The organism is Pseudomonas sp. FP2294 (genome assembly GCF_030687625.1).
Classification (GTDB): Bacteria; Pseudomonadota; Gammaproteobacteria; order Pseudomonadales; family Pseudomonadaceae; genus Aquipseudomonas; species Aquipseudomonas shahriarae.
Window position 1 is genome coordinate 1,257,578 of sequence record NZ_CP117441.1, and the last position, 19,190, is coordinate 1,276,767.

The following is a 19,190-nucleotide window of genomic DNA, read 5'->3' on the forward strand; positions in this document are numbered from 1 at the left end:
GGTTCAAGACTCATATGAACCGGCCGTGCTGCAAGGCACGGCCGGCTCCGGTGGCATCGAGTCGCTGCTTAGTTGTGAGCGTGCAGCGCTGCGTTCAGTTCGATGGCCGACTTGTGGGTTTTGCACTCCACGGCACCGGTCTCGGAGTTACGGCGGAACAGCAGGTCCGGCTGGCCAGCCAGTTCACGGGCCTTGACCACCTTGACCAGTTGGTTCTGCTCATCGAGCAGCGCCACTTTAGTGCCGGCAGTCACGTACAGGCCCGATTCCACGGTGTTGCGGTCACCCAATGGGATACCGATACCGGCGTTGGCGCCGATCAGGCAGCCTTCGCCCACCTTGATCACGATGTTGCCGCCGCCCGACAGGGTGCCCATGGTGGAGCAACCGCCGCCCAGGTCCGACCCCTTGCCGACGAAGACGCCAGCCGATACACGGCCTTCAATCATGCCCGGGCCTTCGGTGCCCGCATTGAAGTTGATGAAGCCTTCGTGCATCACGGTGGTGCCTTCGCCCACATAGGCACCCAGGCGCAGACGTGCGGCATCGGCGATACGCACGCCGGCCGGGACCACGTAGTCGGTCATTTTCGGGAACTTGTCCACCGAGAACACTTCCAGCAGCTCGCCACGCAGGCGCGCTTCCAGTTGGCGCTCGGCCAGTTCGCCGATGTCGATCGCACCCTGGCTGGTCCAGGCTACGTTCGGCAGTTGCGGGAACACACCCGCCAGGCTCAGGCCATGGGGCTTGACCAGGCGGTGGGAGAGCAGATGCAGCTTGAGGTAGGCCTCAGGGGTGGAGGTCAGTGCGGCATCTTCGGCCAACAACGTGGCGACCAGCGGCTTGTGGCTTTCGGCCAGGCGGGTCAGCAGGGCGGCCTGGGTGGCATCTACATTTTTCAGTGCATCAGCCAGTTGCGAGGCTTGGGCAATGGTGAAGGTGATCGCCTGGTTGCCTTCGGTGTAGCCAAGGATCGGCGCGATGGCAGCGACGATTTCGGCCGAAGGGTTGAGCAATGGCTGCGCGTAAAACACTTCCAGCCAAGCACCTTGGCGGTTCTGGGTGCCGACGCCGAAGCCCAGGCTGAACAGGGAATTGGACATGCTGTTACCTCTACAAAAATGAAGTGGCTGGCCTACTTGAGGGCCGCCGAATAACTATCTGGCTTGAAGCCAATCAGGGTTCTGTCACCGAGATCGAGCACTGGGCGCTTGATCATCGAGGGTTGTGCGAGCATCAGTTCAACGGCTTTCGCCTGGTCGAGATCGGCTTTGCGTTCGTCTTCGAGTTTGCGAAAGGTCGTGCCTGCACGGTTCAAAACCACCTGCCAACCGTGCTCATTGCACCATTGGGTCAAGTGTTCGCGGTCGATACCGGCCGTCTTGTAGTCATGAAACTCATAGCTGATGGCATTTTCATCGAGCCAGGTACGGGCCTTTTTCATGGTGTCGCAGGCTTTGATGCCAAAAAGGTGCAATGTTTTGCTTGAATCGGTCAAGGAACTGCCCCCTTTGGGCTGCTGGAAACAAACGATCACGGATTATGCCACGACAAAACAGTTTCGGTGCCGCTCGTCACTCCTTACGGTACGAGGTGCGACTTATGTGCAAAAGCCCGGCAACAGCATAGGCAGCTAATATGGCACTTCAAAGGCGCGTTGTTGCCTCAAGTGTGTCATTGCAAGTCGATTGTCCAGGAACCCCGCTTTATGCAAACCGCCTACACCGTTCTTATCCTGCTGATGCTGGTCAGCGTTTCGCGTCTGGTCGGGCGTGTGATCCCTTTGCCGTTGCCGTTGGTGCAGATTGCCGCTGGTGCCTTGCTGGCGTGGCCGACCCTGGGGCTGCATGTGGCGTTGGACCCTGAATTGTTTCTGTTTCTATTCCTGCCGCCGTTGCTGTTCTCCGATGGCTGGCGCATGCCCAAGCGTGAGCTGTGGCGCCTGCGTGGGCCGATCCTGACGTTGGCCGTGGGGCTGGTGCTGTTTACCGTGGTGGGCGCCGGGTACTTTATCCACTGGTTGTTGCCGAGCATTCCCTTGCCGGTGGCTTTCGCCCTGGCGGCAGTGTTGTCGCCGACGGATGCGGTGGCGGTGTCGGCGATTTCCCAGAACCGCTTGCCCACGCCTTTGATGCACATGCTTCAGGGCGAGGCCTTGATGAATGATGCGTCGGGCCTGGTGACCTTCAAGTTCGCCCTGGTGGCGGCGTTGACTGGGGTATTTTCCCTGGCCGATGCCAGCCTGACATTTGTGCTGGTGGCGGTCGGTGGCCTGGCCATTGGCGTAGCCTTGAGCTGGCTGGTGGGGCGCCTGCGGGCCTGGATGATTGCCCGGGGCTGGGATGATCCGGCGACCCATGTGGTGTTTATGTTGCTGCTGCCGTTTGCGGCGTATGTGTTGGCTGAACGCCTGGGCGCCTCGGGGATTCTCTCGGCCGTGGCGGCGGGCATGATGCAGAGCTGGCTGGACCTGCTGCCACGCCAGACCAGTACACGCTTGCTCAATCGCAGTGTCTGGTCGTTGCTGGAGTTTGCCTTCAACGGTTTGATCTTCCTGCTGCTGGGCCTGCAGTTGCCGGACATCATCAAGGCGGTGACCAGCCACGAAGCCACGCTGTGGCCGACCTTGTTCTATCGCTGCCTGGACGTGATCGCGATCTTCCTGGTGTTGTTGGTGTTGCGGTTTATCTGGGTACAGAGCATTTGGCGTCTGTCCGGTCTGCTGCGTCGCCTGCGCGGTAAAAGTGAGCTGACACTGGTGCCCACCGCGCGGTCCTGCTGGCTGTTGACGGTTGGCGGGGTGCGCGGGGCGGTGACCCTGGCCGGTGTGATGTCAGTACCGTTGCTGATGGCGCCTGGCCAGGCGTTTCCCGAGCGCGACCTGCTGATCTTCATTGCCGCCGGGGTAATCCTGTTGTCATTGGTCGCCGCCTGTATCGCCTTGCCCTTGTTGTTGCGGGGGATCGAGAAGAGCCCGGATGACAAGCGGCGCGGCGAGGTGCGTGATGCCTGGAAGAAAACCGCCGAAGCCGCGATTCATGCCCTGGAAGCAGAGGAGGCCGCCGACGCGGCGCCCCTGGATGCGGCCCAGGCTGCACTGGCGGCAGAGCTCAAGGCACGGATCATGTCGGAATATCGCCATCAACTGGAGGTGTTCAATGACTCGGCCGAAGCCCAGGCGCTGGCGCTGCAGATGGATCATCTGGAGCGCAAGTTACGGCTCAAGGCCCTGCGCGCGCAGCGATTGGAGCTGTATAGCCTGAGCCGTCACCACCAGATTGGCGATGACGTGCTGCGCGAAGTGCTGGCCGACCTGGATATGAGTGAGGCCAACCTGGGGACCCAGAAGTAGCCGTGTGGGCTGACTTACCCCTGTTGCCCTTGCGCGATCTCAACGCGCAGGCCGCTCCTGGGCGGGAGCGGCCCCTGTCATCAACGACGACGCTGGATGAAGTTGCGCATCCGTTCGGCGGCTTCAACACATTCGGTCAATGGCGCAACCAATGCCAGGCGCACCCGTCCGGCCCCTGGATTGAAGCCATCCACTTCCCGCGACAGGTACGAGCCCGGCACCACGGTCACATGTTCTTCCGCGAACAAATCGCGGCAGAACGCGGCATCGTCGCCCTCGACGTTCGGCCATAGGTAGAAGCCCCCATCGGGGTTTTGCACGTCGAGTACCGGCTTGAGAATCGCCAATACGGCGTCGAATTTTTCCCGATACAGGTCACGATTGGCCTGTACATGAGCCTCGTCCTGCCACGCGGCGATGCTTGCCAGCTGGGTTTGCACCGGCATCGCGCAGCCGTGGTAAGTGCGGTACAGCAGGAAGGCCTTGAGGATTTCCGCATCTCCGGCCACAAACCCCGAGCGCAGGCCCGGCAGGTTGGAGCGCTTGGACAGGCTATGGAACACCACGCAGCGCTTGAAGTCCTGGCGGCCCAGCTCGACGCAGGCGCTGAGCAGGCCTGGCGGCGGAGTTTGCTCGTCGAAGTACAGCTCGCTGTAGCACTCGTCGGCGGCGATCACGAAGTCGTACTGGTCGGCCAGGGCAATCAGTTTTTTCAGGGTGTCGACCGGGATCAGTGCGCCGGTCGGGTTGCCGGGGGAGCACAGGAACAGGATCTGGCAACGTTTCCAGATGTCGGCCGAGACCGCGTCGAAATCCGGGTTGAAGCCGTTTTCATCCAGGCACGGCAGGTAGTGCGGCTTGGCGCCGGCGAGGAACGCTGCGCCTTCGTAGATCTGGTAGAACGGGTTCGGGCTGACCACCAGGGCATCGTCGCCCCGGTTGACCACGGTCTGGGTGAAGGCGAACAGGGCTTCGCGGGTGCCATTGACCGGCAGGATATTGCGCGCCGGGTCCAGCCAGCCCTTGGGCACGTCGAAGCGCCGCTCGCACCAGGCCCCAATAGCCTCGCGCAACGCGGGGATCCCCAGGGTAGTGGGGTATACCGCCATCTGATCCAGATTGTTGGCCAGGGCCTGGGCTACAAAATCCGGGGACTTGTGCTTGGGTTCACCAATGGACAGGGCAATCGGGCGCTTGTCCGGGTTTGGTGTGACGCTGCCCAGCAGGGCACGCAATTTCTCGAACGGGTAGGGTTGCAGTTGGTTCAGAGCGTTGTTCATCGGGGCCTCTATCGTTGAGCGCGGCCCTGTGGGAGCTGGCTTGCCTGCGATGGCATCGCCTCGGTGCACCAGATACACCGCGCCGCCCGCATCGCAGGCAAGCCAGCCCCTACAAGGTCCGCGTCCACAGGGAAATTAAATTCAACTCAAATGGTTATTCTGGACAACTCCGCGCCAGGCTCCTGATTCACGCTCAATTGCGCGACGATGGCGTCCTGCAAGCGGCGGCACAGTTCAGGGTCGGACAGTGGCTGGTTGTCGGCATCGGTAATAAAAAACACGTCTTCGACCCGCTCGCCCAGGGTGGCAATCTTGGCGTTCTGCAACGACAGGTCAAACTCCAGGAAAATCCCGCCGATCCGCGCCAGCAGGCCAGGGCGATCGGGGGCGCTGAGCTCGAGTACCGTCACCGGGCGCTGGGCATCGTTGTGGATCGTCACCACGGGCGCAAAGGCGAAGTGCTTGAGCTGGCGCGGTACCCGGCGCTGGATGATGGTCGGGTAGTCGTCCGGGTTGCGCAGGGCCTCGGTCAGGCCCTCGCGGATCTTCTTCACGCGTTCGGGGTTGTCGCCGATGGACTCGCCTTCGGTGTCGAGCACGATATAGGTGTCGAGGGTGAACTGGCTGCTGGAGGTAATGACCCGCGCGTCATGGATGTTCAGGTTCAGCTGGTCCATCGCGGCCACGGTCACGGCGAAGAAGTCATGCTGGTCCGGCGCATAGATAAAGATCTGCGTGCCGCCTTCGAACTCGCGCTGGGTGGTTTCCTTGATCAGCACCAATGGGCCGCCGTCGGCCGGCTGCTGCAGGATCGCGTCGGTATGCCAGGCCACGTCGCCTGCGGTGTGGCGCAGGAAGTAATCATCCCCCAACTGCGACCAGAGCTGCTCGACATCGTCCGGGTCGTTGCCGCCGCGCACCAGGATATCCAGGGCCGCGTTCTGGGTGCGGCGGATCTGCTCTTCGCGGTCCACCGGGTTCTCCAGGCCACGGCGCAAGGCGCGCTTGGTCTCGGTGTAGAGCTGGCGCAACAGACTGGCGCGCCACGAGTTCCACAAGGTCGGGTTGGTGGCGTTGATGTCGGAGACGGTCAGCACGTACAGGTAGTCGAGACGGGTTTCGTCGCCGACGATCTGCGCAAAGTCATGGATCACCTGCGGGTCGGACAAGTCCTTGCGCTGGGCGGTGGTGGACATCACCAGGTGGTTCTGCACCAGCCAGACGATCAGGCGGCTGTCCCACTGCGGCAACTGGTGGCGCTGGCAGAAGGCTTCGGCATCCACTGCGCCGATTTCCGAGTGGTCGCCATGCCGGCCCTTGCCGATATCGTGATACAGGCCGGCCAGGTAGATCAGTTCAGGCTTGGGCAACTTGGCCATTAGCTTACTGGCCAGCGGGAATTTCTCTGACACCTGGGTGTATTGCAGCTTACGCAGGTGTTTGATCAGGTTCAGGGTGTGGGCGTCGACCGTATAGATATGGAACAGGTCGTGTTGCATCTGCCCGACAATAAAGCCGAACTCCGGCAGATAGCGCCCGAGGATGCCGTAGCGGTTCATGCGCCGCAGGTTGCGGTGAATGCCGACCTTGCACTTGAACAGCTCGATAAACAGGCTGGTGTTGCGGATGTCGTGGCGGAATTCGTCGTCGATCAGGTGACGGTTTTCCCGCAGCAAGCGGATGGTATCGGCGCGCACGCCCTTGATTTCCGGTTGCTGGGCCATCAGCACGAAGATTTCCAGCATGGCAAACGGCGTGCGTTTGAACACATTGTCGTTACGCGCCTCGATATAGCCATCGTGCAGTTGGAAGCGGGCGTTGATCGGTTGCGGCGGCGCTTCGTCTTCGGGGGCCAGGATTACTTCTTCGAAGTGCTGGATGATCAGGTCGCTGAGCTGGGCGATGCTCATGACCACCCGGTAGTACTGCTGCATGAAGCTTTCGATGCTGGTCTTCGCGTCTTCGCCCTCGAAGCCCAGCAGGGTGGCGATGGAGCGCTGATGGTCGAACAGCAGGCGGTCTTCGGAGCGTCCGGCCAGCATGTGCAGGGCGTAGCGCACCTTCCACAAGAACTCCTGGGACGAGGCCAGCAGGGCGTTTTCGCTCTCCACCAAAAAGCCTTCGCCGGCCAGGGCCCGCAGGTTGAGGGTGCCGTACTGGCGACGGGCGACCCACAAAATGGTCTGGATATCCCGCAGCCCGCCGGGCGAGCCCTTGACGTTGGGTTCCAGGTTGTATTCGGTGTCGTTGTACTTGTGATGCCGGGCTTTCTGCTCGGCGCGCTTGGCCAGGAAGAACTCCTTGCTCGGCCACATATGCGCGGTGCTGGTGACTTCCAGCATGCGCTGGCGCAGACGCTCGGGGCCGCAGATGGTGCGGCTTTCCATCAGGTTGGTGACCACGGTCAGGTCGGCGCGGGCCTCTTCGGCGCATTCAGCCACCGAACGCACGCTTTGGCCGACTTCCAGGCCGATATCCCACAACAGCGTCAGAAAACGCTCGATGGAGTCACGAAAGATCTCATGGTCGGCGCTGTCCAGCAGGATCAGCAGGTCGATATCGGAGTAGGGGTGCAGTTCGCCACGGCCGTAGCCGCCGACGGCCACCAGGGCGATGTCGGCGTCCTCGCTCCAATCAAACTGCTCCCAGGCCTTTTGCAGGATGTTATCGACGAACCAGGCACGATCCTCGATCAGCCGGCGAATCTCCCGGCCGCTGCGAAAGCGCTCGTCGAGCACCTCGCGGGCCTGGCGGATGGCCTTCTTGAAGGCTGCTATGGGGCTGGCCTTCAGCGCCAGTTCCGCCTGGAACTGGCCACGGTCGAAGAGTTCTGGATCCACCTGGGGCATTGATCGGCTTTCCTTTCTATCTAGGTGTAGGTCACAACATTGCTATCTGGAAAGCCCGCTGCAAGCATCAGGCCGAAACGCGGGGAATCGTGTCGTCGGCGCGCAGGGTGAAGATCTCATAGCCCGTCTCGGTGACCAGCAGGGTATGTTCCCACTGCGCCGAGAGCTTGCGGTCCTTGGTGATGGCCGTCCAGCCGTCGCCCAGCACCTTGGTGTCGGCCTTGCCCTGGTTGATCATCGGTTCGATGGTAAACGTCATGCCTGCCTTGAGTTCCATGCCGGTGCCGGCACGGCCGTAGTGCAGGATCTGTGGCTCTTCGTGGAACACTTTACCGATGCCGTGGCCGCAGAACTCACGGACTACCGAGAAGCCGTTCTTTTCTGCGTGCTTCTGGATCACTTCTCCGATATCGCCCAGGCGGCAGCCCGGCTTGACCAGCTCGATGGCCTTGTACATGCATTCCTGGGTGACCTGGGACAGGCGCTCGGCCCACACCGGCACGTTGCCGACATGGAACATACGGCTGGTGTCGCCGTGATAGCCGTCCTTGATCACGGTGACGTCGATGTTCAGCGTGTCACCGTCCTTGAGCGGCTTGTCGCCTGGGATGCCGTGGCAGACCACGTGGTTGATCGAGGTACAGATCGACTTGGGGAAGCCTTTGTAGTTCAGCGGCGCGGGGATGGCTTTCTGCACGTCGACAATATAGTCATGGCAGATGCGGTCCAGGGCTTCGGTGGTGACGCCGGGCTTGACGTGTTCGGCAATCATTTCCAGTACGTCGGCCGCCAGTTTGCCGGCAACGCGCATACCTGCGATGTCTTCGGCGGTTTTCAGGGTAACGGTCATACAGGCTCTCTCTAGCGCGACGCGCTGAAATCAATACGGTTTACGGGCGTGCGACAAAAAGGTGCAGCGTTCGCACAAGCCCAAAAAACGCGATTCTAACAGACGCAAGGTGTAAACCATGAGTGTCTGGCTATCGCTTCTCTCTATAAGGTGTGGGTATTTTCACCCGATTCAATGGCTTGGGTGGCGCTGGCGGCAAGCAAGTGCGATTGCGGGTTTCGTTTTTGCCGATGCTGTGGTATAAAATGCGCCGCTTTCCGGGGATACCCCGCAAAGCTTAAATCCACACACGTGTCGACACGATGACCTGGGTGCCGGAGGCCTTGAAGCCGCTGGTTGGTCATTGGGATACGTGGAGGCCAAACCCGACTTATTAAGGAACTATCATGTCCCAAGTCAACATGCGCGATATGCTGAAGGCCGGTGTGCACTTCGGTCACCAGACCCGTTACTGGAACCCGAAAATGGGTAAGTACATTTTCGGCGCGCGTAACAAGATCCACATTATCAACCTTGAAAAAACCCTGCCAATGTTCAACGAAGCTCTGACTTTCGTAGAGCGCCTGGCTCAGGGCAAAAACAAGATTCTGTTCGTCGGCACCAAGCGTTCCGCTGGCAAGATCGTTGCTGAAGAAGCAGCACGTTGCGGTTCGCCGTACGTCGATCACCGCTGGTTGGGCGGCATGCTGACCAACTTCAAAACCATCCGTGCTTCCATCAAGCGTCTGCGTGACCTTGAAGTGCAAGCCGAAGACGGTACTTTCGCCAAGCTGACCAAGAAAGAAGCGCTGATGCGCTCCCGTGACCTGGAAAAGCTCGATCGTTCCCTGGGTGGTATCAAGGACATGGGCGGTCTGCCTGACGCACTGTTCGTTATCGACGTTGATCACGAGCGCATCGCGATCACCGAAGCCAACAAGCTGGGTATCCCGGTTATCGGCGTAGTCGATACCAACAGCAGCCCGGAAGGCGTTGACTACATCATCCCAGGCAACGATGACGCAATCCGCGCTATCCAGCTGTACATGGGTTCGATGGCTGACGCTGTAATCCGTGGCCGCAACAATGTTGGCGGCGGCACCGTAGAGTTCGCTGCTGAAGAAGCACCGGTCGCTGCAGCTGAGTAATTGACGCCCTGGCGTTGACTCAGTAAGCAAAAAGGGGGCTTGGCCCCCTTTTTGCCACCTCGAAAACCATTTGTGAGCGGCACAGCTACAGCATCTGTAACGTGCAGCGGTTAACAAGGGTGGTTCGGGAAGAATTGAACGCCCGTACAAGTCGGGTGGAATGGTTGAAAACCTATCCAAGAGGAATTTGAAAATGGCAGCAATTACTGCAGCGTTGGTTAAAGAACTGCGTGAGCGTACTGGCGAAGGCATGATGGATTGCAAGAAAGCCCTGGAAAAGGCTGACGGCGACATCGAAAAAGCCATTGATGACATGCGTGCTTCGGGCGCGATCAAGGCTGCCAAGAAAGCAGGCAACGTCGCTGCTGAAGGCGCTATCGCTCTGAAGGAAGACGGTAAATCTGCCGTTCTGCTGGAAGTGAACTCGCAGACCGACTTCCTGGCTCTGCAGGACGACTTCAAGGCATTTGTTGCTGCTAGCGTTGAAAAAGCGTTCGCCGACAAACTGACTGACGCCGCTCCGCTGATCGCCGCTCAAGAAGCTGATCGTCTGGTACTGGTCGGCAAGGTTGGCGAAAACGTCAACATCCGTCGTCTGGTGCGCGTTGAAGGTGATGTTGTCGGTGGTTACCTGCACGGCAACAAGATCGGTGTTGCAGTTGTCCTCAAGGGCGGCAACGTTGAACTGGCCAAAGACATCGCTATGCACGTAGCGGCCAGCAACCCTGAGTTCCTGCTGCCTTCGGAAGTTTCTGCCGAAGCGATCGAGCGCGAAAAAGCTGTGTTCCTGCAGCTGAACGAAGAAAAAATCAAAGGCAAGCCAGAAAACATTGTTGAGAACATGGTCAAAGGCCGTATCAGCAAGTTCCTGGCCGAAGCAAGCCTGGTTGAGCAGGCGTTCGTCAAGAACCCTGAAATCAAGGTTGGCGAGCTGGCCAAGAAAGCCGGTGCTGAAATCGTTTCCTTCACCTACTTCAAAGTAGGCGACGGCATCGAGAAGCCGGTCGACAACTTCGCTGAAGAAGTTGCTGCCCAGCTGGCTGCCGCTAAGCAATAAGACAGTTTTCAACTGTCGCCCAAGAGAGGCTGCCCGCTCACGCGCGCAGCCTCTTTTCAAATGGGATGCTCAATTTTATTTGGCTTCCCTTTGGAACTGGCTTACAAAGCCGTGTTCCGATGGCGCTGTGACAGCGTCCAGCTAGAGTGAACGCAAGCCGTAAACGGCTCGCCAAGAATTTTTTAAAAATACGCCGCAGGAGAGATTCGCAATGGCTCAGCAGGGCAGTGGTTATCAGGCTCGCTATAAACGCATTCTACTCAAGCTTAGCGGCGAGGCCCTGATGGGCTCGGAAGAGTTCGGGATCGATCCCAAGGTGCTTGACCGCATGGCGCTGGAAGTCGGCCAACTGGTCGGTATCGGCGTCCAGGTCGGCTTGGTGATCGGTGGTGGCAACCTGTTCCGTGGCGCCGCGCTCAGTGCTGCTGGCATGGATCGGGTCACTGGCGACCACATGGGCATGCTGGCCACTGTGATGAACGCCCTGGCCATGCGCGACGCCCTGGAACGTGCCAACATCTCGGCCATCGTGATGTCGGCCATTTCCATGGTGGGTGTGACCGATCATTATGATCGGCGCAAAGCCATGCGCCACCTGAATGCCAAAGAGGTGGTGATTTTTGCCGCCGGTACCGGCAACCCGTTCTTCACCACCGACTCGGCTGCCTGCCTGCGTGCCATCGAAATTGATGCCGACGTAGTGCTCAAGGCCACCAAGGTCGATGGTGTCTACACTGCCGATCCATTCAAAGACCCGCATGCCGAGAAGTTCGATCATCTGACTTATGATGAAGTGCTGGATCGCAAGCTGGGTGTGATGGACCTGACGGCAATCTGCCTGTGCCGCGACCATAAGATGCCGCTGCGCGTATTTAACATGAACAAGCCCGGCGCCCTGCTGAATATCGTACACGGCGGCGCAGAAGGGACTCTGATCGAGGAAGGCCAACAATGATCAATGAAATCAAGAAAGACGCCCAAGCGCGTATGCAAAAATCCCTGGAGTCTCTGAACCACGCGTTTGGCCAGATTCGTACCGGCAAGGCCCACCCAAGCATCCTGGGCAGCGTGATGGTGCCTTACTACGGCTCCGACACCCCGCTGAGCGGCGTGGCCAACGTGACCGTAAAAGACTCGCGCACCCTGCAGGTCGTGGCCTTCGAGCGCAACATGCTCGCTGCTGTCGACAAGGCTATCCAGAGCGCTGGCCTGAACCTCAACCCGACCAACCTGGGTGAGTTGCTGCTGATCTCCATGCCGGCCCTGACCGAAGAAACCCGCAAGGGCTTCACCAAGCAGGCGCGCAGCGCAGCTGAAGATGCTCGCGTTGCCGTGCGCAACATCCGTCGCGATGCCTTGGGTGACCTGAAGAAACTGGTCAAGGACAAAGAAATCAGCGAAGACGAAGAACGTCGTGCCATCGCCGATATCGATAAGTTGACCAAGGAATCCGAGGCCCTGATCACCAAGGCCACGGAAGAGAAAGAAAAGGACCTGATGGCCGTATAAGGGGTCAGGACGCCTTCATGGAAAAGACCAAGCAGACTGTGCCCTCTGTGGTGCCGCGCCATGTCGCGATCATCATGGATGGGAATAATCGCTGGGCGAAAAAACGCTTTATGCCGGGTGTCGCCGGGCATAAAGCGGGTGTCGATGCGGTACGGGCCGTGATCGAGGTGTGTGCCGAGGCCAAGGTCGAGGTGTTGACCTTGTTTGCCTTCTCCAGTGAAAACTGGCAGCGCCCGGCCGAAGAGGTCAGCGCCTTGATGGACCTGTTCTTCAAGGCCTTGCGTCGTGAGGCCAAGCGCCTGAACGACAACAATATCAGCCTGCGTATCATCGGCGATCGCTCGCGGTTCCATCCGGAACTGCAGACGGCCATGCGTGAGGCCGAGGCTATCACTGCTGGCAGCAACCGCTTCGTCCTGCAAATCGCCGCCAACTATGGCGGACAGTGGGACATTGCTCAGGCTGCGCAGCGCCTGGCGCGTGAAGTGCAGGCCGGTCATCTGCGGCCGGAAGACATCACGCCCGAGTTGTTGCAAACCTGTCTGGTGACCGGCGACCTGCCGTTGCCGGACCTGTGCATCCGTACCGGTGGCGAGCACCGCATCAGCAACTTCCTGTTGTGGCAGTTGGCCTATACCGAATTGTACTTCTCCGACCTGTTCTGGCCGGACTTCAAACACGATGCCATGCGTAATGCGCTGGCCGATTTCGCTTCCCGTCAGCGTCGCTTCGGTAAAACGAGCGAGCAGATCGAAGCTGGAGCCCGGGTTTAATGCTTAAACAACGAATCATCACGGCACTGATCCTGCTGCCGATCGCCCTGTGCGGGTTTTTCCTGCTCGAAGGCGCAGGCTTTGCGCTGTTCATTGGTTTGGTCGTGACCCTGGGCGCCTGGGAATGGGCGCGCCTGGCAGGGTTTGCCGAACAACTGCCGCGGGTGGTGTACGCCGCCGTTGTCGCGTTGTTGCTGTTCCTGATGTACATCCTGCCGGATGTCGCACCCTGGGTGCTCGGGGCAGCGGTGCTGTGGTGGGCGTTGGCGACATTCCTCGTATTGACCTATCCGCGGACCAGCAGCAAGTGGTCCAGCGTCGCCTGCAAGCTGGTGATCGGCCTGCTGATCCTGCTGCCGGCCTGGCAGGGCCTGGTCTATATCAAGCATATGGCCCTGGGCAACTGGTTGATCATGGCGGTGATGGTCCTGGTCTGGGGCGCGGATATCGGTGCGTACTTCTCCGGCCGTGCCTTTGGCAAGCGTAAGCTGGCCCCGGCGGTCAGCCCCGGCAAGAGCTGGGAAGGGGTATACGGCGGGCTGGCCTTGACGTTGTTGATTACCCTGGTTGTTGGCGTTATGCGTGATTGGGGGGGCAAACAAATCCTCCTGGCCCTGATGGGCGCGGCGGTGGTCGTACTGATCTCGGTGGTCGGCGACCTGACCGAAAGCATGTTCAAGCGCCAGGCGGGCATCAAGGACAGCAGTAACCTGCTGCCGGGCCATGGCGGTGTGCTGGACCGCATCGACAGCCTGACGGCGGCGATCCCAGTGTTTGCCGTATTGTTGTGGATGGCCGCTTCGTGAGCCGCCTGCAGCAGGTCACCGTGCTGGGGGCAACCGGCTCGGTCGGATTGAGCACGCTGGATGTGATTGCCCGTCACCCTGAGCGCTACCAGGTATTTGCCCTGACCGGCTTCAGTCGCTTGAGCGAGCTGTTGGCGCTGTGCGTGCGGCACCGGCCGCAGTTCGCAGTGGTGCCGGACGGGACCGCTGCCCGTGGTTTGCAGGACGATCTGCGGGCTGCGGGCCTGTCGACCCAGGTGTTGGTCGGCGAGGAGGGCTTGTGCCAGGTGTCCGCTGCCTCTGAAGTGGATACCGTGGTCGCTGCTATTGTCGGCGCCGCGGGTTTGCGTCCAACCCTCGCAGCGGTGGATGCTGGCAAAAAGATCCTGTTGGCCAATAAAGAAGCGCTGGTCATGTCCGGCGCGCTGTTTATGCAGGCCGTGCGCAAGAGCGCAGCGGTACTGTTACCGCTGGACAGCGAACACAACGCGATTTTTCAGTGCATGCCGGGCGATTTTGCCCGCGGCCTGAGCCAGGTCGGCGTACGGCGTATCCTGCTGACAGCCTCTGGCGGCCCGTTCCGTCAGACGCCGCTGGCCGAGCTGGAGCACGTCTCTCCCGATCAGGCTTGCGCTCATCCCAATTGGTCGATGGGGCGCAAGATCTCGGTGGATTCGGCCAGCATGATGAACAAGGGCCTGGAACTGATCGAAGCCTGCTGGTTGTTTGATGCTCGCGCCGATCAGGTCGAAGTGGTGATTCATCCGCAAAGTGTGATTCATTCCCTGGTCGACTACGTGGATGGCTCGGTGCTGGCCCAGTTGGGCAACCCGGACATGCGCACGCCGATTGCCAATGCCCTGGCATGGCCAGAGCGGATTGACTCGGGTGTGGCGCCCCTGGACCTGTTTGCTATTGCCCGCCTGGATTTCGAAGCACCGGATGATCAGCGCTTCCCTTGCCTGCGCCTGGCACGTGAGGCGGCAGAGGCGGGCAACAGCGCTCCGGCGATGCTCAATGCGGCGAATGAGGTCGCGGTTGCTGCGTTTCTTGATCGGCGCATCCGCTTTCCACAGATCGCGAGTATCATCGAGGAAATTTTGAGCCTTGAGCCGGTGGTTGCCGTGAATGATTTGGGCGCCGTGTTCGAGGCGGATGCCAAGGCCCGGGTCTTGGCCGAGCAATGGTTGAAACGCCACGCAGGTTAGTCGGCAGGCGCGGGATTGGAATGCGGAGAGATTAGATGAGTGCGCTCTACATGATTATCGGCACCCTGGTTGCTCTGGGTGTGCTGGTCACTTTCCACGAATTCGGTCATTTCTGGGTGGCGCGCCGTTGTGGCGTCAAAGTCCTGCGCTTTTCCGTGGGTTTTGGCATGCCGCTGCTGCGCTGGCACGACCGCAAGGGCACCGAATTCGTGATTGCCGCTATTCCCCTGGGTGGCTACGTCAAGATGCTCGACGAGCGCGAAGGCGAAGTGCCGGCTGATCAGTTGGATCAATCTTTCAATCGCAAGACCGTTCGTCAGCGGATCGCTATCGTGGCTGCCGGCCCGATCGCCAACTTCCTGCTGGCCATGGTGTTCTTCTGGGTCCTGGCAATGCTGGGCAGCCAGCAAGTGCGGCCGGTCATCGGTGCGGTGGAGGCGGGCAGCATCGCCGCCAAGGCCGGTTTGAGCGCCGGGCAGGAAATTGTTGCTATTGATGGCGAGCCTACTACAGGCTGGGGGGCGGTCAATCTGCAGTTGGTTCGCCGCCTGGGTGAGAGCGGCACCGTACAACTGGTAGTGCGCGAGCAGGACTCCACGGCCGAGACACCGCGCGAGCTGGTCCTGGACAAGTGGCTCAAGGGCGCTGATGAGCCTGATCCGATCAAGTCCCTCGGCATTCGTCCATGGCGCCCGGCACTGCCGCCGGTGTTGGCTGAGCTCGATCCGAAGGGGCCGGCCCAGGCGGCCGGCCTGAAGACCGGTGATCGTTTGCTGGCCCTGGATGGTCAGGTGCTGGGTGACTGGCAGCAAGTGGTCGATCTGGTTCGTGTACGTCCTGATACGAAAATTGTGCTGAAAGTTGAGCGTGACGGTGCTCAAATCGACGTCCCTGTTACCCTCGCGGTGCGTGGAGAGGCCAAGGCAGCCGGCGGATACCTGGGTGCCGGGGTCAAAGGTGTCGAATGGCCGCCATCGATGGTGCGGGAGGTCAGCTTCGGGCCGTTGGCTGCAATTGGCGAAGGTGCAAGACGCACTTGGACCATGAGTGTGCTGACCCTCGATTCGCTGAAGAAAATGTTGTTCGGCGAGCTCTCGGTAAAAAACTTGAGTGGACCGATAACCATTGCTAAAGTGGCGGGCGCTTCTGCCCAGTCGGGCGTTGCTGATTTCCTGAATTTCCTGGCTTATCTGAGTATTAGCCTAGGAGTTCTGAATTTGTTGCCCATTCCAGTATTGGATGGGGGGCATCTGTTGTTTTATCTCGTCGAGTGGGTGCGTGGTCGCCCCTTGTCGGATCGGGTGCAGGGTTGGGGGATACAGATCGGTATCAGTTTGGTGGTCGGGGTGATGTTGTTAGCCTTGGTCAACGATCTGGGACGTCTGTAACGCTTCGCTGAATTGCGAATCTGCCGCATTTTGCGGCAGTTTGTTTATTGCCAGTTGGAATAAGAAAGGACTTCATGAAACGTCTGCTGCTAACTGCGGTTCTCACCGTATTGATGATCGCCGAAGTTCACGCCGAGTCCTTCACCATCTCCGATATTCGCGTCAACGGCCTCCAGCGGGTTTCCGCGGGTAGCGTCTTTGGCGCCTTGCCGTTGAACGTTGGGGAACAGGCTGACGACCGTCGCCTGGTGGAATCCACTCGTGCGCTGTTCAAAACCGGCTTCTTTCAAGATATCCAACTGGGTCGTGAAGGCAACGTCCTGGTCATCACTGTCGTCGAGCGGCCTTCTGTCGCCAGTATCGAGATCGAAGGCAACAAGGCGATCTCCACTGAAGACTTGATGAAGGGTCTCAAACAGTCCGGCCTGGCCGAAGGCGAGATCTTCCAGCGTGCCACCCTCGAAGGCGTGCGTAACGAGCTGCAACGTCAATACGTTGCCCAGGGCCGTTACTCCGCTTCCGTGGAAACCGAAGTGGTGCCGCAGCCGCGCAACCGTGTCGGCCTGAAGGTCAACATCAACGAAGGCACTGTGGCGGCGATCCAGCACATCAACGTGGTGGGTAACACCAAGTTCGCCGACGACGACCTGATCGACCTGTTCGAACTCAAGACCACTAACTGGCTGTCGTTCTTCAAGAACGACGACAAGTACGCCCGTGAAAAACTCTCCGGTGACCTGGAGCGCCTGCGTTCCTACTACCTGGACCGTGGCTATATCAACATGGATATCGCCTCGACCCAGGTGTCCATCACCCCGGACAAGAAACACGTGTACATCACCGTCAACGTCAACGAAGGCGAGAAGTACCGCGTTCGTGACGTGAAGCTCAGCGGCGACCTGAAAGTGCCTGAAGACCAGGTCAAGTCCCTGCTGCTGGTCCAGAAGGACCAGGTGTTCTCGCGCAAGCTGATGACCACGACTTCCGAGCTGATCACCCGTCGCCTGGGTAACGAAGGCTATACCTTCGCCAACGTCAACGGCGTGCCGACCCCCCACGATGATGACCACACTGTGGACATCACCTTTGTCGTCGATCCAGGCAAGCGTGCCTACGTCAACCGCATCAACTTCCGTGGCAACACCAAGTCCGAGGACGAAGTGCTGCGTCGTGAAATGCGTCAGATGGAAGGTGGCTGGGCTTCGACCTACCTGATCGACCAGTCCAAGACCCGTCTTGAGCGCCTGGGCTTCTTCAAGGAAGTCAACGTCGAAACCCCGGCCGTACCGGGTGTGGATGACCAGGTCGACGTGAACTACGCCGTGGAAGAACAAGCCTCCGGCTCGATCACCGCCAGTGTCGGTTTTGCACAGAGTGCAGGCCTGATCCTTGGTGGCTCGATCACCCAGAACAACTTCCTGGGTACTGGTAACAAGGTTTCCATCGGCCTGACCCGCAGTGAATACCAGAGCCGCTACAACTTCGGTTATGTGGACCCCTACTGGACTGCTGATGGTGTGAGCCTGGGCTACAACGCTTTCTACCGCACCACGGACTACAAAGACCTCGACGTCGACGTTGCAAGCTATGCGATCGACAGCCTGGGTGCCGGTGTCAACGTGGGCTACCCGATCAGTGAGACTTCGCGTCTGACCTTCGGCCTGACCGCGCAGCAGGATGAGATCAAGACCGGTGTCTACACCGTGGACGAAATCTTCGACTTCACCCGCCGCGAAGGTGACAAGTTCCTCAACTTCAAGGCCTCGGCCGGTTGGTCCGAGTCCACCCTGAACAAAGGCGTGCTGGCGACCCGTGGTCATTCCCAGAGCCTGACCCTGGAAGCCACCACCCCTGGTAGCGACCTGTCGTTCTTCAAACTCGACTACCGTGGCCAGTTGTTCACGCCGTTGAGCGATAACTACACCATGCGCCTGCACACGGAACTGGGCTATGGTGATGGCTACGGTTCGACCGATGGCCTGCCGTTCTACGAGAACTACTACGCCGGTGGTTTCAACTCGGTACGTGGCTTCAAGGACAGCACCCTGGGTCCACGTGGTACGCCAAGCCGTGGTGTTGCCGAAACCGGTAACGTCGGCACCGTGCGTGACTCGGACAATGATCCGCTGCCATTCGGTGGTAACGTGCTGATTCAAGGTGGTGCGGAAATTCTGTTCCCGCTGCCGTTCGTCAAGGACCAGCGTTCCCTGCGGACCTCGGTCTTCTGGGATGTGGGTAACGTATTCGACTCCAAGTGCGAGCAGATCCGTAACCCAAGCGGCTTGAAGTCCAACACCCAGTGCAACGACGTCAGCCTGAGCAATCTGGCCAGTTCCGTGGGTGTGGGTGTGACCTGGATTACTGCCCTGGGTCCTCTGAGCTTCGCCTTGGCGATGCCAGTCAAGAAACCGGATAACGCTGAAACCCAGATTTTCCAATTTTCCCTCGGCCAGACGTTCTAAGCGTCCGACCCAAGATAACGACAACGGATTCTGTAGGAGTGCATCGTGCGTAAGTTGACTCAATTGGTTCTTCTGGCAACTGTGCTGGTAGCGACCCCGGCGTTTGCCGAAATGAAAATCGCCGTCCTGAACTATCAGATGGCTCTGCTGGAATCCGATGCGGCCAAGAAGTACGCCGTGGATGCCGAGAAGAAATTTGGTCCGCAACTGACCAAGCTCAAGACCCTGGAAAGCAGCGCCAAGGGCATCCAGGATCGTCTGGTCGCCGGTGGCGATAAAATGCAGCAAGGCGAGCGTGAGCGTCTGGAGCTTGAATTCAAGCAAAAGGCCCGTGACTATCAGTTCCAGTCCAAGGAGCTGAACGAAGCCAAGGCTGTTGCTGACCGTGAAATGCTCAAGCAACTGAAGCCAAAACTCGACAGCGCCGTGGAAGCAGTCATCAAGAAAGGTGCCTTTGACCTGGTCTTCGAGCGTGGCGCCGTGATTGACGTCAAGCCTCAATACGACATCACCCGCCAGGTGATCGAGCGCATGAACCAGCTGAAGTAAG

General features: G+C 59.6%; 16 protein-coding genes. 11 read left to right on the top strand and 5 right to left on the bottom strand.

Annotated features, from left to right (window positions below; all coding sequences use genetic code 11):
• Window positions 1–68: 68 nt before the first annotated feature.
• Complete coding sequence (gene dapD, locus PSH73_RS05525) at window positions 69–1,103, bottom strand: 2,3,4,5-tetrahydropyridine-2,6-dicarboxylate N-succinyltransferase (RefSeq protein WP_057439915.1); 1,035 nt, start codon at window positions 1,101–1,103, stop codon at window positions 69–71.
• A gap of 32 nt (window positions 1,104–1,135) precedes the next feature.
• Window positions 1,136–1,444, bottom strand: coding sequence for an arsenate reductase (locus tag PSH73_RS05530; protein ID WP_232545463.1), 309 nt, complete (start codon window positions 1,442–1,444; stop codon window positions 1,136–1,138).
• A gap of 264 nt (window positions 1,445–1,708) precedes the next feature.
• Here PSH73_RS05530 and PSH73_RS05535 point away from each other — a divergent pair, with 264 nt between their 5' ends.
• Window positions 1,709–3,352 (top strand): Na+/H+ antiporter, encoded by a 1,644-nt coding sequence (locus PSH73_RS05535; RefSeq protein WP_057958692.1) that lies wholly within the window; start codon window positions 1,709–1,711, stop codon window positions 3,350–3,352.
• An 80-nt stretch (window positions 3,353–3,432) separates the two neighbouring features.
• Here PSH73_RS05535 and dapC read toward each other — a convergent pair whose 3' ends face one another.
• The 3 genes from dapC to map all read right to left on the bottom strand — a co-directional run bounded on the left by dapC (window position 3,433) and on the right by map (window position 8,331).
• Window positions 3,433–4,632: a succinyldiaminopimelate transaminase gene (dapC, locus tag PSH73_RS05540; RefSeq protein WP_057958693.1), complete on the bottom strand. Its 1,200-nt coding sequence runs from the start codon at window positions 4,630–4,632 to the stop codon at window positions 3,433–3,435.
• Between the two features lie 146 nt (window positions 4,633–4,778).
• The gene (locus PSH73_RS05545; RefSeq protein ID WP_057958694.1) at window positions 4,779–7,481 is read right to left on the bottom strand and encodes a [protein-PII] uridylyltransferase; all 2,703 of its coding nucleotides are present in this window, start codon (window positions 7,479–7,481) and stop codon (window positions 4,779–4,781) included.
• 67 nt (window positions 7,482–7,548) lie between these two features.
• On the bottom strand, window positions 7,549–8,331 hold the full coding sequence (gene map / locus PSH73_RS05550) for a type I methionyl aminopeptidase (protein ID WP_032858167.1): 783 nt from the start codon (window positions 8,329–8,331) through the stop codon (window positions 7,549–7,551).
• A 386-nt stretch (window positions 8,332–8,717) separates the two neighbouring features.
• Here map and rpsB point away from each other — a divergent pair, with 386 nt between their 5' ends.
• From rpsB to PSH73_RS05600, 10 genes are all read left to right on the top strand, one after another.
• Window positions 8,718–9,458, top strand: a complete 741-nt coding sequence (gene rpsB / locus PSH73_RS05555; RefSeq protein ID WP_029297291.1) for a 30S ribosomal protein S2 — start codon at window positions 8,718–8,720, stop codon at window positions 9,456–9,458.
• Window positions 9,459–9,651: 193 nt separating this feature from the next.
• A complete protein-coding gene (tsf, locus tag PSH73_RS05560; protein WP_003172264.1) occupies window positions 9,652–10,515 on the top strand; it encodes a translation elongation factor Ts in 864 nt (287 codons plus the stop codon).
• A gap of 211 nt (window positions 10,516–10,726) precedes the next feature.
• Complete coding sequence (gene pyrH / locus PSH73_RS05565) at window positions 10,727–11,470, top strand: UMP kinase (RefSeq protein ID WP_003172271.1); 744 nt, start codon at window positions 10,727–10,729, stop codon at window positions 11,468–11,470.
• A complete protein-coding gene (gene frr, locus PSH73_RS05570; RefSeq protein ID WP_057439907.1) occupies window positions 11,467–12,024 on the top strand; it encodes a ribosome recycling factor in 558 nt (185 codons plus the stop codon). Before pyrH ends, frr begins: the two co-directional genes overlap by 4 nt.
• 17 nt (window positions 12,025–12,041) lie before the next feature.
• A complete protein-coding gene (gene uppS / locus PSH73_RS05575; protein WP_057439905.1) occupies window positions 12,042–12,797 on the top strand; it encodes a polyprenyl diphosphate synthase in 756 nt (251 codons plus the stop codon).
• Entirely contained in the window at window positions 12,797–13,603 is an 807-nt protein-coding gene (locus tag PSH73_RS05580) for a phosphatidate cytidylyltransferase (protein ID WP_057439903.1), read from the top strand. The genes uppS and PSH73_RS05580 overlap by 1 nt, the downstream gene beginning before the upstream one ends.
• Complete coding sequence (ispC, locus tag PSH73_RS05585; RefSeq protein WP_057958695.1) at window positions 13,600–14,790, top strand: 1-deoxy-D-xylulose-5-phosphate reductoisomerase; 1,191 nt, start codon at window positions 13,600–13,602, stop codon at window positions 14,788–14,790. Before PSH73_RS05580 ends, ispC begins: the two co-directional genes overlap by 4 nt.
• A gap of 35 nt (window positions 14,791–14,825) precedes the next feature.
• Complete coding sequence (gene rseP, locus PSH73_RS05590) at window positions 14,826–16,178, top strand: sigma E protease regulator RseP (protein WP_057958696.1); 1,353 nt, start codon at window positions 14,826–14,828, stop codon at window positions 16,176–16,178.
• 74 nt (window positions 16,179–16,252) lie between these two features.
• The gene (gene bamA, locus PSH73_RS05595; protein WP_057958697.1) at window positions 16,253–18,640 is read left to right on the top strand and encodes an outer membrane protein assembly factor BamA; all 2,388 of its coding nucleotides are present in this window, start codon (window positions 16,253–16,255) and stop codon (window positions 18,638–18,640) included.
• Window positions 18,641–18,685: 45 nt separating this feature from the next.
• Window positions 18,686–19,189: an OmpH family outer membrane protein gene (locus PSH73_RS05600; protein WP_057958698.1), complete on the top strand. Its 504-nt coding sequence runs from the start codon at window positions 18,686–18,688 to the stop codon at window positions 19,187–19,189.
• The last annotated feature ends 1 nt before the right edge of the window (window position 19,190 follow it).